This window comes from Stenotrophomonas sp. (genome assembly GCF_050737075.1).
GTDB lineage: Bacteria > Pseudomonadota > Gammaproteobacteria > Xanthomonadales > Xanthomonadaceae > Stenotrophomonas.
On sequence record NZ_JBOHXV010000119.1, the window covers coordinates 1 to 13102 of the forward strand.

Sequence of the window (13102 nt, forward strand, 5' to 3'; positions counted from 1 at the left end):
CCGCTGCTCTGATACGGGCTCGGCAGCTAGCGGACTAACAGTCCGCTCTACCGCAAAAGCAAAGGCCCGCCCCCTCGGCGGGCCTTTGCTTTTGCTGCATTGCGGGTTGCATCCCACGTCGTAATTATGCCGTAATTACGCCATCACCCCCCGGGATGCCTCGTAATGACCCCCAGCTGGGATACCAAAACCCTTGGCCGCCAGGCCCGCCTGGAGCGCGCCGCCCCCTGGGCACGCGGCCATGAGGTGGCCGCCGCCGACGTGGGCGAGTTGCTGCACGCGCTGCTCGAACCGGGCGACAAGGTCTGCCTGGAAGGCAACAACCAGAAGCAGGCCGACTTCCTCGCCCAGTGTCTGGCCGACCTCGACCCGGCCCGGGTCCACGACCTGCACATGGTCCAGTCGGTGCTGTCGCTGCCCGCGCACCTGGACGTCTTCGAGCGCGGCATCGCCTCCAAACTGGACTTCTCCTTCTCCGGCCCGCAGTCGGTGCGGCTGGCCAACCTGGTCGCCGAAGGACGCATCCAGATCGGCGCCATCCACACCTACCTGGAACTGTTCGGCCGTTACTTCATCGACCTTACCCCCGGCGTGGCCCTCGTCGCCGCCCAGGCCGCCGACCACCACGGCAACCTCTACACCGGTCCAAATACCGAAGACACCCCGGTAATCGTCGAGGCCACGGCCTTCGGCGGCGGCATCGTCATCGCCCAGGTCAACGAAATCGTCGACACCCTGCCCCGCGTCGACATCCCCGCCGACTGGGTCAACTTCGTGGTGCAGGCCCCGCGCCCGAACCATATCGAACCGCTGTTCACCCGCGACCCGGCGCAGATCTCCGAGATCCAGGTGCTGATGGCAATGATGGCCATCAAGGGCATCTACGCTGAATACGGGGTCAACCGGCTCAACCACGGCATCGGCTTCGACACCGCCGCCATCGAACTGCTGCTGCCCACCTATGCCGAATCGCTGGGGCTGAAGGGAAAGATCTGCCAGCACTGGGCGCTCAATCCGCACCCGGCACTGATTCCGGCGATCGAATCCGGCTTCGTCAAATCGGTGCATTCGTTCGGTTCCGAACTGGGCATGGAGAAGTACATCGCCGCACGTGGCGATGTGTTCTTCACCGGTGCCGACGGCTCGATGCGCTCCAACCGCGCCTTCTCGCAGACCGCCGGCCTGTATGCCTGCGACATGTTCATCGGCTCCACCCTGCAGATCGACCTGCAGGGCAACAGCTCCACCGCCACCCGCGACCGCATCGCCGGTTTCGGCGGCGCGCCCAACATGGGCTCGGATGCACGCGGCCGCCGCCACGCCAGCGAGGCCTGGCTCAAGGCAGGCCGGCAGGCGGCGCGACCCGGCGAAATGCCGCGCGGGCGCAAGCTGGTGGTGCAGATGGTGGAAACCTTCCGCGAACACATGGCACCGGCATTCGTCGACCGCCTGGACGCCTGGGAGCTGGCCGAACGCGCAGCCATGCCGCTGCCGCCGGTGATGATCTACGGCGACGACGTCACCCACGTCCTCACCGAGGAAGGCATCGCCAACCTGCTGCTGTGCCGCACCCCGGAGGAACGCGAACAGGCGATCCGTGGCGTGGCCGGCTATACCGCCGTCGGCCTGGGTCGTGATCGCGCCATGGTCGAGAACCTGCGCGACCGCGGCGTCATCCAGCGCCCCGACGACCTCGGCATCCACGTGCGCGATGCCAGCCGTGACCTGCTGGCCGCGCGTTCGGTCAAAGACCTGGTGCGCTGGTCCGGGGGTCTGTACGACCCGCCCAAGCGCTTCCGCAACTGGTAAGGGAACCTGTGATGGAAACCCTCGACTATCGATTCACCGGCACGCGTGCCGTGCGCTTCCCCACCGACGCGGTGCTGGTCGGCGTGCTGGCCTCGGGCAACCTGGAAATCCTGCTGGAACCAGCCGCGCTGGACGGTGCGATGGCGGTGCGCATCATCACCGCCGCGCGGGGCTTCGGCACGACCTGGGAAGCGGTGATCGCCGACTTCGCCCGCCGCCATCCGCTGCGCGATGTGCAGGTGTCGATCAACGACGCCGGTGCCACCCCGGCCGTGGTCAGCCTGCGCCTGGACCAGGCGGTGGAAACGCTGCATGCGGGAGACGGCGCATGAGCCTCGTCCACCGCCACAGCTATTACGAAGCCGATGCGCGCGAACGCATCGCCGGCGTGCTCGATGCCGGCACTTTCAAGGAACTGCTCGGCCCGGCGCGGCGCGCGATCAGCCCGCACCTGGCCCAACTGGACCAGCCGGCCGCCTTCGACGACGGCATCGCGGTCGGCGAAGGCCGCTTGCGCGGCACGCGCGTGCTGGTCGCGGCACAGAAGGGCCAGTTCATGGGCGGCGGCGTGGGCGAAGTGCACGGCGCCAAGCTCACCGGCCTGCTGCAGCGCGCCGCGCAGACCCGCCCCGACGGCGTGCTGCTGCTGCTCGACACCGGCGGCGTGCGCCTGCACGAAGCCAATGCCGGGCTCATCGCCATCTCCGAAATCATGCGTGCGGTGCTCGCCACGCGCGCGGCCGGTGTACCGGTGATCGCCCTGATCGGCAGCGGCAACGGTGCGTTTGGCGGCATGGGCATCGTCGCGCGCTGCTGCACCACCGTGATCATGTCCGAAGAGGGGCGGTTGTCGCTGTCCGGACCGGAAGTGATCGAAACCGTGCGCGGCGTGGAAGAGTTCGACGCCCGCGACCGCGCGCTGGTCTGGCGGGTTACCGGCGGCAAGCACCGCTATCTGATCGACCAGGCGCAGGTGCTGGTGCCCGATGCGATCGAGGCATTCGCCCAAGCCGCGTTCGATGCCCTGCAGCCGGATACCACAAGCACCGTGACCGATACCGCCCTGGCCGCGTTGCAGGCCCGGCACGCCGAGCTCAAGGCGCGTGCGCAGGCATGGGGCGATTGCCGCGATGGACTGGAAATCTGGGCGCGGCTGGGCATCGAGGATCCGCAGCGGCTGCCGCTGCTGGAGACCGACGCATTCCTGGCCGCAACCGCTGACCGGAGGCTGCCATGACCGCACCACTCGCTCCCCTGCTCGACGCGCTGTTCCCGCGTGGGCACGCCATTATCATCGAGGATTCGGTCCTGACCGGTACGGCCAGCACCGACGATGGCGAGGTGACCGTGATCGGCACCACCGACAAGATCGAGGTGGGGGTCGACCACGCGCTGGTACTCGCGGAAACCGTGCTTGCGAGCACCGCCGCGCACCCGCAGCGCCCGATCGTGATGCTGGTCGATACCGCCGGCCAGCGGCTGGCGCGTCGCGATGAACTGCTGGGCATCAACGGCTACTTCGCGCACCTGGCGCAGACGCTGGACCTGGCCCGTCGCCGCGGTGCACGGCTGGTCACGCTGGTGTACGGCGAATCGGTCAGCGGCGGCTTCCTGTCGTTCGGGCTGATGGCCGACCACATCCACGCCCTGCCCGATGCGCAGGTGCGGGTGATGGACCTGCGTGCGATGGCACGGGTGACCAAGCAGCCGCTGGAGAAGCTGCAGGCGCTCAGCCAGAGCTCGCCGGTATTCGCGCCGGGCGTGGAGAACTATGTCGCCATGGGTGCGGTGGACTCGGTCTGGCACGGCGACTTGGCCCAGGCGCTGCTGCAGGCCCTGCGCACGCCGGCCGACAGCGACCGCCGCGCACAACGCGGTGCCGAACGTGGCGGCCGCAGCCTGGCTGCACGCGTGGCCGCACGGGTAGCCGCCGGCGATGCCTGACCGGCTCGCCCGCCATACGCTGGTCTGGCTGTCGGCACACGCCGACTGGCGGGCCGACGTGGCCGCGCACGACCGCCGCCTGGCGGACTGGTTCGCGCGCGGTTGGCCGGCCGTGGTCGCGCGCCGCGCGGCGGACGATCCCGATCCGCGCGTGCGCCTCGGCGTTCCCCTCATCCCCGCCGAGGGCAAACAGCGGTTGGCGCTGCGCGTGCCGTTGGGCGACATCGTGCGCCAGCAACTGCCGCTGACGCTGGCCGAGGTGCGCGCACACGCGGGCGTTCCCACGGACTGGCAGCAGCCACTTCAGGCGCTGGACAGCGTGGCACCGGCGCACGTGTTCGGCGCGTTCGGGTGGCAGGTGCTTACCGGCCTTGACTACGTGCATGCGCGTTCGGATATCGACCTGCTGTGGTCGGTACAGACGGCCGATGCGGCCGATGCGTTGGTGGCGAAGCTGCAGGTGTGGGAGCGGCGCTTTGACCGGCGCCTGGACGGCGAGCTTTGCCTACCCAATGGTGGCGCAGTGAACTGGCGCGAATATGCTGGGTGCGCCCGCGAGGTGCTGGTGAAGCGGGTGGATGGGGCCGGGTTGGAAGCGCGTGCTTTGCTGTTTGGGTGCGCGAGGTTGCCACGCATGGCGTGGCACTACGGGGTCGCCCTTTGAACGCCGTCATTCAGACCTTGCCGAGGTATGTTGATTCGGCGCGGCTGGGGCGGCTGGCCGTGGCCAGCCTGCATGCGGAACTGGCGCTGGCGCCGAAGCCCGGCCTGGTGACTCCCTTTGATCGCGGTAGCCATGACGACATGGATGCCGGGACGTTCCTGCGCAGCCTGTTCGCGTTGCGCCACTATTTCTGCGGCATCGCATTGGCCGGGGCCGACGATGCGCCATTTTCCACGCTGCGTACGCTGGGGTTGAATGCCGAAGGCGCGATGCTGCGCGCGACGGGTGGGGTCAATGCGCATCGCGGGGCCATCTTCAGTCTCGGCCTGCTGGTGGCCGCCGCCGCGCGCTGCCGCAGCAGCGGGCAGCCGGCCTCGGCCGAACAGGTCTGCGTGGCCGTACAGCAGTGGTCGGCGGCATTGATGGCCGCGCCGCTGGACCCGAACAGCCCGGGACAACGTGCGCGTGCCCTGCACCGCATTGCCGGGGTGAGAGAACAAGCCGCCGCCGGCTACCCGGTGCTGCGTGCGCTGGCATTGCCCACGCTGCGCCGTGCGCTGGCGGCGGGTCTTCCGCGTGAGGCGGCGCTGTGCCACACGCTGATGACGCTGATCGCCCAGGTGGATGATCTCAATCTGCTGCACCGGGGTGGCGCCGACGGCCTGCACTGGGCCCGCAGCGAGGCGGCGGCCTTCATTGCCGACGGCGGCGCGTTTGCAGTGGGCTGGCGCCCGCGCCTGCAGCAGCTCGGCGATGCGTTCGTGGCGCGCCGGCTCAGCCCGGGCGGCAGTGCCGATCTGTTGGCCTGCAGTTGGTTCCTGCTGCAGCAGGAGGCCGTATGAGCCTGGCCCTGCTCTGCCCCGGCCAGGGCGCGCAGCATCCGGCGATGTTCGACCGGGTACGCGACAACGCGGCCGCGCGTGATGTGCTCGACGGCGTGAGTGACGTGCTGAGCCAGGACGTGTTCGCCGCGGCAGGTGCGGAGGCGCGCTTCGACAACGCGCTGGCGCAGCCGCTGCTGTGCGCCGCCAGCCTGGCGCAGTGGCAGGCACTTCGCATACTGCTGCCGACGCCCGGCATGGTGGCCGGTTACAGCATTGGAGAACTGGCGGCGCATGCCATCGCCGGCAGCATCGATACGCGGTCCTGTCTGGCACTGGCGGCGCAGCGTGCACGCTTCATGGATGCCGCCAGTCCTGCCGGCGCCGGCATGCAGGCAGTGCTTGGGCTGGATCGCGCGCGGGTGGAGTCGCTGTGCGTGGCGCATGCCGTGCATGTGGCGATCGCCAATGGGCGCGACCATTTCATTCTGGGGGGCACCCTGCCCGGCCTGCAGTCGCTGGCAGACGAAGCGCGTGCCGCCGGCGCGGAGATCCGTCCGCTGCCGGTAGCGGTGCCCTCGCACACGCCGTTGCTGCAGGCGGCGGTTCCCGCATTCGCGGCTGCACTTGATGCAATCGACTGGCGGCGCCCGCAGATCCCGGTGCTGGCCGGCATCGACGCACGCTTGGTGCGTGACCGCGCCGGCATGGTGCAGACGCTGTCGGCGCAGCTGGCGCAGACGATCGAATGGGCGCAGCTGATGCGCCAGCTGTTCGAGCGCGGCGCGCGGGTGTTCCTGCAGCTCGGGCCGGGCACCGCGCTGGCGCGCATGGTGGCCAGCGCCTACCCGTGCTGCGAAGTGCGCGCAGTCGAAGAATTCCAGCACCTGGACGGTGCGGCGGCCTGGGTGCACAGCGCCCTGGGCCGCGTGCAATGAGCGGTCGGCTCCACCTGTAGCACGCCACATCCCGGGATGGCGGGTTCCCATCCATGCGGTACGCGAATCACGTGTCTGGGAGGGCGCATGAGTCCACAAATTGCAACGATCATCGGTCTGGTGATCATGTTCATCGTCGCCACGGCACTGCCGATCAACATGGGCGCGGTGGCCTTCGCGCTGGCGTTCATCATCGGCGGCATTTTCGTCGGCATGGAAGGCAAGGAGGTGCTCGGCGGGTTCCCCGGCGACCTGTTCCTGACGCTGGTCGGCATCACGTATCTGTTCGCCATCGCGCAGAAGAACGGCACGATCGACCTGCTGGTGCATTGGGCGGTACGGGCGGTGCGTGGGCGCATCGTGGCCATTCCGTGGGTGATGTTCGTGATCACGGCGGTGCTCACGGCCTTCGGTGCGCTGGGCCCGGCGGCGGTGGCGATCATCGGGCCGGTCGCGCTGCGCTTTGCCAAGCAGTACAAGATCAATCCGCTGCTGATGGGCCTGCTGGTGATCCATGGCGCGCAGGCCGGCGGCTTCTCGCCGATCAGTGTGTACGGCAGCATCACCAACGGGGTGGTGCAGAAGGCAGGGCTGGAGGTGACGGAGATGGCGGTCTTCCTGACCAGCCTGGGCTTCAATTTCATGATGGCGATCATCTGCTTCTTCGCGTTCGGCGGGGTAGCGTTGATGCGGCGCGGTGCAGTGGCGGTGGGTGGCGCGGAGCTGGCGCTGGCCGGTGGCCCGCAGGCGTCGTCGCGGCAGTTCGCGATCGAAGGTCACGGCGCGCTGGTGTCGGCCGGCGGCGGCACGCTGTCGAACGATCCGGATGCGCTGGATGCGGTGGGGATGACCCGCGAGCGGCTGTTCACGCTGGTCGGCCTGGTCGGGCTGGGCGTGGCGGCGCTGATCTACAACCTCAATGTGGGCCTGGTATCGATCACGGTGGCGGTGGTGCTGGCGCTGCTCTCGCCGACCAGCCAGAAGGGCGCGGTGGATGGGATCAGCTGGTCGACGGTGCTGCTGATCTGCGGTGTGGTGACGTATGTGGGGGTGCTGGAGAAGGCCGGTTCGGTGGACTTCATCGGCAATGGGGTGTCGAACATCGGCATACCGCTGCTGGGTGCGCTGCTGGTCTGCTATGTGGGCGGCATTGTGTCGGCATTCGCGTCATCGGCGGCGGTGCTGGGCGCCACGATTCCGCTGGCGGTGCCGTTCCTGCTGCAGGGTCATCTGGGCGCGGCGGGCGTGATCTGCGCGCTGGCGGTGTCGTCCACGATCGTGGATGTGAGTCCGTTCTCGACCAACGGTGCGCTGGTGGTGGCCTCGGCCGCGAAGGAAGAGCGCGAATCGCTGTTCCGCCGCTTCCTGGTCTACAGCGGGCTGGTGGTGGCGTTCGGGCCGCTGCTGGCGTGGCTGGTGTTTGTTGTGCCGGGTTGGATGTAAGGGCGAAGCGACAGCAACGGCCACAGCCTTTTGCCGGTATCCCTGCGGCGTGGCGGGACGGTGCGGGGTTACGGGGGACGCCGCAAGTACGTCCATGTAGGCTTGGTCGCCGCATCCATGCGGCTCACACCCCCGCAACCCCGCCCCGACCCGCCTTAGAGACTGTGTCGGTGGCCTTGGAAAAGAAGGCATACAATTCGCTGATGGCCATTGCCCCTGCTCCGCGTTCTTCGAAGAAGCGTGCTCCTCTTTATGAGGAGGTCGCGGAGCACGTGCGTGAGCGCATCTATGACTACCGCTTGCCGCCGGGGGAGTGGATCGATGAGCCGGGGCTTTGCGAGGAGCTGGGGATCAGCCGTACGCCGCTGCGTGAGGCGTTGAAGCTGTTGGCGGCCGAGGGGCTGGTGCAGATTGATGCGGGGCGTGGCGCGCGGGTGACCCGGCTGACGCTGGAAGACCTCAACCAGCTGTTTCCGGTGATGGCGATGCTGGAGGGCCGTTGCGCGCATGAGGCGGTGAAGCATATCGACGACGCCGGTGTGCAGCAGTTGGAAGCGCTGCATGCGGCGATGGAAGCGGCGGCGGCGGACGGCAATATCGCGGACTACTACCGCAACAATTATCTGATTCACGAGACGGTGCAGCATTACGCTGGAAATCCGTGGTTGATCCGGATCACGCACGATCTGCATCGCATTTTGAAGATGCACCGTGGGCGGCAGTTGTTGACGCCGGGGCGTACGGCGCAGTCGCTGGCGGAGCATCGCGAGTTGATGGAGTGCTTCCGGCAGCGTGATGCAGAGGCGGCGGAGCGCACGATGGAGCGGCACCTGCTGAGCCAGGGGCAGGCGTTGGCGGCGTATGTGGCGGCGGGCGGGTTGTTGAATGTGCCGGCGCCGTTGCCGACGGAAGGCGGGACGTAACATCCCGCCGTAGAGCCACCCCATGGGTGGCTGCGCTTCGATTGGGCATCTCGCAGCCACCCATGGGGTGGCTCTACGTTGGGCGCGTTTCTCGCAGGCCCCACAGGACCGGCAGCACGAGCAGCGCTACGGCGGCGATCATGGCGCCCGGCGCGGCCGCCCAGCCGGTGTGGCGTACCAGTAGTTCGGCCAGCAGCGGGGTGGCGCCGCCGAAGAAGGCGGTGGCCATGGTCACGCCCAGCGCCAGGCCGCTGAGCCGGCCTTCGCCGGGAAACTGCTCGGCGGTGGCCGGTGCGGCAACGGCGCTGACACCCCCGGCCAGGCAGGCCAGCACCACGGCCGCCACGGCGATCTGGACGACGCTTCCCTTCGCCATCAGCCCGAACATGGTCAACGGCAGCAATGCAGACAATACCGCGAGGCCGATCAGCACCGGTCGCCGCCCGACCTTGTCCGACAGCGCGCCGGCCAGCGGCGTCACGCCGATGACGGCCACGGCCGCCACGGTGGACAGCCACAGCGCCTGCGATTCGCCGACGCCACCGGCAGAACCGAGGAATGCCGGCACATAGGTGATGCCGACGTAGTAGGTGATCGACCCCAGCGCGGAAATCGCGAAGGTGCGCGCCACCGCCGCGCGATGAAAACGCCAGGTATCGCGGATCGGCGAGGTCGGCACCGTGCCTTCCGCCTGCTGCCGCTCGAACTCGGGCGATTCGTGCATGGTCGAGCGCGCCAGCAGGATCGCCCCGGCCAGTACCGCGCCGACCAGGAAGGGAATCCGCCACCCCCAGCCATCCAGCTGCGCGGTGCTCAGCAGCGCGACCGTCAACGCCGACAGCGCGACCGCCAGCAGCGCCCCTACTTCGCTGGCCGCCGAGGCCAGCGAGGTCACCAGTCCCCTGCGGCGAGGCGGCGCGGTTTCCAGCAGGTAGGCCACCACCCCGGTGTATTCGCCGCCGACCGAGAACGCCATGACACAGCGCAGCAGCAACAGCAGCACGCCGGCGCTGACGCCGATGCTGTCGAAGGTGGGCAGCAGCGCGGTGGCCAGCATCGCCACGGTCATCAGGGCCATCGACGCCAGCAGCATGTAGCGGCGGCCGAAGCGGTCACCCAGATGGCCAAAGCACAGCGCACCCAGCGGGCGCATCAGGTAGGACACGGCAAACCCCGCCAGGGTGGCCAGCAATGCGCTCTCGCCACCGCCGAAGAACACCCGCGACAGGACCGTGGCCAGGTAGAGATACAGGGTGAAGTCGTACCACTCCACTACCGTGGACAGGCCGGCAACGATCATGGAGCGGGTCGGCGTGGCCGGGGGTGGATTGGTCATGGGTTTAGAGCCTACGACAGGTCACCTGCAGGCGATGTCATCGTAGGGACACGCCGTGCGTGTCCGTTCGTGGCGCCCGATCCACGCATCCCTTGGGACACGCGTGGCGTGTCGCTACGCTGCGCCTGATCCATGCATCCCCTGGGACACGCATGGCGTGTCGCTACGCGGCTCGTGATTCATGCATCCCTGGGACACGCAGGGCGTGTCGTTACGCGGTGCGGGCGTAGCGCAGCAGCCGGCCGCGCCCCGGCGAGGCGCTTTCGTCTTCACCGAAGCCGCTGAGCTCCTCCACCTCGTAGCCCTGCGTGGTCATCGCGCGCGAAAACCCGCCCAGGTTGCCGCGCCCCGGGTCGGTGATCAGCAGCTCCGCGCTGGGCTTGGCGTGCCGTTCCATCATGGCGGCGATCTGCACGCCATGGCCGCGCTCGTACAGGACGTCGCTGCCGATGATCACGTCGAACCTGCCCAGCGTCGCATCCGGCAGCTCCCACGGCAGATCGCGGTAGTGCACCGACGGCAGGTCGTTGAGGCCGGCGTTGTAGGCGAGGAAGGACTCGGCCAGCGGGTGATGGTCGCTGGCCACAATGTTGGCGCCACGCTGGGCCAGCACCAGACTGGCCAGGCCCAAGCCGCACCCCAGTTCAAGAATCCGCTTGCCGGCGATGTCGAACTGGCTCATGGCGTCGGCCAGCACCCGCCCGGCCGGCCAGATCTGGCCGAACAGGCTCCACAATGAGGAATGGATGCCGGCACGCTCGGCGCGGCCGGTGGGGTCGGCGAACTGCTGCAGATCGCTGAGGGCCCGGATGCGGAAGTCGTGGCCGCCGACAGGAATGGTGAGAATGCGGGTGGTATAGCCCGGCATGTGCGCTCCATGAAACACGGAGAACCGGTCCATCAAGACTGACGGACGGCTCGAAAGGGGAGCGAAGCGGGCGACCGGAACACGGCCGCGCAGGACGCGCGAAACGGCGTGGGACGGTCCCATCCTACAGGATGGGCGCTGCCCGCCCTTCACCCGTGGCCGGCGCGGCGCTGGGAATCAGACCTGGATTTCGCCCTGGTCTTCGCCGTCCCAGTAATGGATGCGGTGCGCGTGTACGTGGATCAGCACCAGCCCGGGCGTATCCACGCCCTGCTCGAACCAGCGCTCAAGGCTCTTCTTCCAATGGTCGTGCATGACCTCCTTGTCGCGCACCAGCCTGGCCTTGCCCTGGACGAACACGAACAGCGGTGGCTTGCCCAGCAGGCCCTTGCTGCCGGTGAAGCTGAGGGCGACGTTCGGCTCGGCCTGCAGTTCGCGCACCATGTCGGTGCTGTCGAGGGCGAAGAACCAGCTGTCGCCGTCATAATCGACGTCGCCGTTGTTGCTCATGGGCCGGCCCGCGATCTCGTGATTGGGGGCGAAAGTCTGCAGCATGGCGAAGTCGATACCGGCCATCTTCTTGGCCAGGTCGTGCAGGGTCAGCGTGGTCATCGACAGGGTCCGCGGTGAATGTGTTGCACAAGCGTCGCCGGGCGCCCGTGACCGGGTCGTGCAGGCGCCCTGCCATGGCGTTCACGGGGGTGAACTGCTGATGCCGGTTGTTGTCATGCCGCCATCGAACGTTGAAGCATCCACTGCAGTCGATTGGGATGCGACCCTACCGGCGCCCGACGCGCTGCGGGAATTGCAGCAGCCGCGCACCAGGTAGAGTCGGTTTCCAAACGACTGCCGATGACAGCTGCAACGCCCGGGGACGCATGACAATGACTGGAAATGCCGGCCGCAGGCCGGCCCTTGCGTCACCGACTGATGAATACCGGGTTGGAATGGAACCACAGGTCCTGCCAGGGACCTTCACCCTTGATGTCGGCCAGCGGCGTCGGCTCATCGGTATTGCTGCCACGGGCGCGCACGAAGCCACCACCGGCCGGTGCGGGCAGTTGCCATGACACCTGGTACCACGCGCCGTCCTGCTGCCACTCCTTCGCGGTGAAACGCCGGGTCTGCATCTGCGGGGCCTTTCCATCGCCACTGCCGACGATCAACTGCAACTGCTGCAACGCCGGATGTTGTCCGGCCGCGTTCGCCCCTTCGGGTGCACGCACGCGCAGCTCCACCCGCATCGGCGTACCCGCTGCAAGCGTGAGGGAATCGCCCATCCGCCCCACAGCGCCGCTGCCATCGGCGGCCTGCACCGTCAGCTCCAGCGCGTCGATCAGGTCACCGGTCACCGCGAACATGCGGCCTGCGCGCACGCCACTGAGGATGTCGTCGGCCTCCGGGCGCGCCCATACGTAGGTCTTGCTGTACTCGCCCGGGTCGAAGTCGCTGCCACCATCGCGCACGTTCACATGCGAATCCGAACTGGCCGTGATCCAGAAACGCGTGCCGGCGGCAAGCATCTGGTCCCACACCCCGCCGACCTGCGTGGTCATCTGGTCGAAGCCACCAAAGGTGGGTGCGGCAGCATTCCGGTACAGCCCGCGCTCGGTGCGGGTGGCCTGGTGCCCAGGGGCGCCTTCCATGCCCACCAGCACCTGGGGCGCGGCGTCATGCCAGGCAGTCAACTCCGCAGGTTCGACCTCCCCCCACTGCCCCACCCCGGTCGCGGTACGCGAGGGGTGGTTGATCAGCATGAGCGGCAACGGACGCAACTCCCGCATATGCGCCAAGGCATCCAGCATGTGCTGGTGGGTATCGCGGCTGCCGTCCTGCAGCGGTTCACCGCGGCTGTAATCGCGCTCGATCGCGAACAGCTGTTCGCCCTCCTGCGGACCCGGCGCGATGATCAGCGAGGCATGCTCGCCGGCTGGCACGTCGAACTCCATGCCGTTGAACTGGATGACCTCCGGTACCGCCTGCCGTGCCAGCAACAGCGCCGGGTACGCATGGTCGCGGGTCACCGCCGAGTGGCCGGGGCCGCCGTGGTCGGTGTGCACCATCCAGCGCAGCCCGAAGTGGCGTGCCTGCTCGGCATTACGGGTGCGGGAGTAGGACGAGTCGCCACCGCGAATCGGCGTGGGCGGCGTGGTGCTGCGGTCCCAATCCACGCTCCACTCGCTGTGTACATGGTGGTCGCCGGGCTGCCAGTCACGGCCGGCGTCGATGTCGGCAGCAGGAGAAATGGCCGGCGCCGCGAGCAGCGCCAGCAGAAACAGATGGTACATGGTGGAGTTCCTTTCGTTGACCGGGCTTGCTGTCGGCCGGCATGCGGTCACGACCAACGGTCGTGACC

13 protein-coding genes are annotated in these 13102 nt (G+C 68.2%); 9 read left to right on the top strand and 4 right to left on the bottom strand.

Going from position 1 to position 13102, the window contains the following annotated elements; genetic code table 11:
• The first annotated feature begins 165 nt into the window (after positions 1 to 165).
• From mdcA to ACREPD_RS19920, 9 genes are all read left to right on the top strand, one after another.
• Positions 166 to 1809, top strand: coding sequence for a malonate decarboxylase subunit alpha (gene mdcA / locus ACREPD_RS19880; protein WP_431600905.1), 1644 nt, complete (start codon positions 166 to 168; stop codon positions 1807 to 1809).
• An 11-nt stretch (positions 1810 to 1820) separates the two neighbouring features.
• Positions 1821 to 2141, top strand: a complete 321-nt coding sequence (gene mdcC, locus ACREPD_RS19885) for a malonate decarboxylase acyl carrier protein (RefSeq protein ID WP_431600906.1) — start codon at positions 1821 to 1823, stop codon at positions 2139 to 2141.
• Complete coding sequence (locus tag ACREPD_RS19890; RefSeq protein ID WP_431600907.1) at positions 2138 to 3046, top strand: biotin-independent malonate decarboxylase subunit beta; 909 nt, start codon at positions 2138 to 2140, stop codon at positions 3044 to 3046. Before mdcC ends, ACREPD_RS19890 begins: the two co-directional genes overlap by 4 nt.
• Positions 3043 to 3753, top strand: coding sequence for a biotin-independent malonate decarboxylase subunit gamma (gene mdcE / locus ACREPD_RS19895; protein ID WP_431600908.1), 711 nt, complete (start codon positions 3043 to 3045; stop codon positions 3751 to 3753). Before ACREPD_RS19890 ends, mdcE begins: the two co-directional genes overlap by 4 nt.
• Positions 3746 to 4417: a malonate decarboxylase holo-[acyl-carrier-protein] synthase gene (gene mdcG / locus ACREPD_RS19900; RefSeq protein ID WP_431600909.1), complete on the top strand. Its 672-nt coding sequence runs from the start codon at positions 3746 to 3748 to the stop codon at positions 4415 to 4417. The genes mdcE and mdcG overlap by 8 nt, the downstream gene beginning before the upstream one ends.
• Positions 4414 to 5259, top strand: coding sequence for a triphosphoribosyl-dephospho-CoA synthase MdcB (gene mdcB, locus ACREPD_RS19905; protein ID WP_431600910.1), 846 nt, complete (start codon positions 4414 to 4416; stop codon positions 5257 to 5259). Before mdcG ends, mdcB begins: the two co-directional genes overlap by 4 nt.
• Positions 5256 to 6176: a malonate decarboxylase subunit epsilon gene (mdcH, locus tag ACREPD_RS19910; protein ID WP_431600911.1), complete on the top strand. Its 921-nt coding sequence runs from the start codon at positions 5256 to 5258 to the stop codon at positions 6174 to 6176. The genes mdcB and mdcH overlap by 4 nt, the downstream gene beginning before the upstream one ends.
• 87 nt (positions 6177 to 6263) lie before the next feature.
• The gene (locus tag ACREPD_RS19915; protein WP_421568748.1) at positions 6264 to 7619 is read left to right on the top strand and encodes an SLC13 family permease; all 1356 of its coding nucleotides are present in this window, start codon (positions 6264 to 6266) and stop codon (positions 7617 to 7619) included.
• Between the two features lie 203 nt (positions 7620 to 7822).
• Positions 7823 to 8542 (top strand): GntR family transcriptional regulator, encoded by a 720-nt coding sequence (locus ACREPD_RS19920; protein WP_431600912.1) that lies wholly within the window; start codon positions 7823 to 7825, stop codon positions 8540 to 8542.
• Positions 8543 to 8615: 73 nt separating this feature from the next.
• Here ACREPD_RS19920 and ACREPD_RS19925 read toward each other — a convergent pair whose 3' ends face one another.
• From ACREPD_RS19925 to ACREPD_RS19940, 4 genes are all read right to left on the bottom strand, one after another.
• Entirely contained in the window at positions 8616 to 9878 is a 1263-nt protein-coding gene (locus ACREPD_RS19925; protein ID WP_431600913.1) for an MFS transporter, read from the bottom strand.
• Positions 9879 to 10089: 211 nt separating this feature from the next.
• A complete protein-coding gene (locus tag ACREPD_RS19930) occupies positions 10090 to 10746 on the bottom strand; it encodes a class I SAM-dependent methyltransferase (RefSeq protein WP_431600914.1) in 657 nt (218 codons plus the stop codon).
• Positions 10747 to 10923: 177 nt separating this feature from the next.
• Positions 10924 to 11358 carry a pyridoxamine 5'-phosphate oxidase family protein gene (locus ACREPD_RS19935; protein ID WP_421568741.1) on the bottom strand — a complete coding sequence of 145 codons (435 nt, stop codon included), beginning with the start codon at positions 11356 to 11358 and terminating at the stop codon, positions 10924 to 10926.
• A gap of 308 nt (positions 11359 to 11666) precedes the next feature.
• Positions 11667 to 13034, bottom strand: coding sequence for a hypothetical protein (locus ACREPD_RS19940; protein ID WP_431600915.1), 1368 nt, complete (start codon positions 13032 to 13034; stop codon positions 11667 to 11669).
• Between the last annotated feature and the right edge of the window lie 68 nt (positions 13035 to 13102).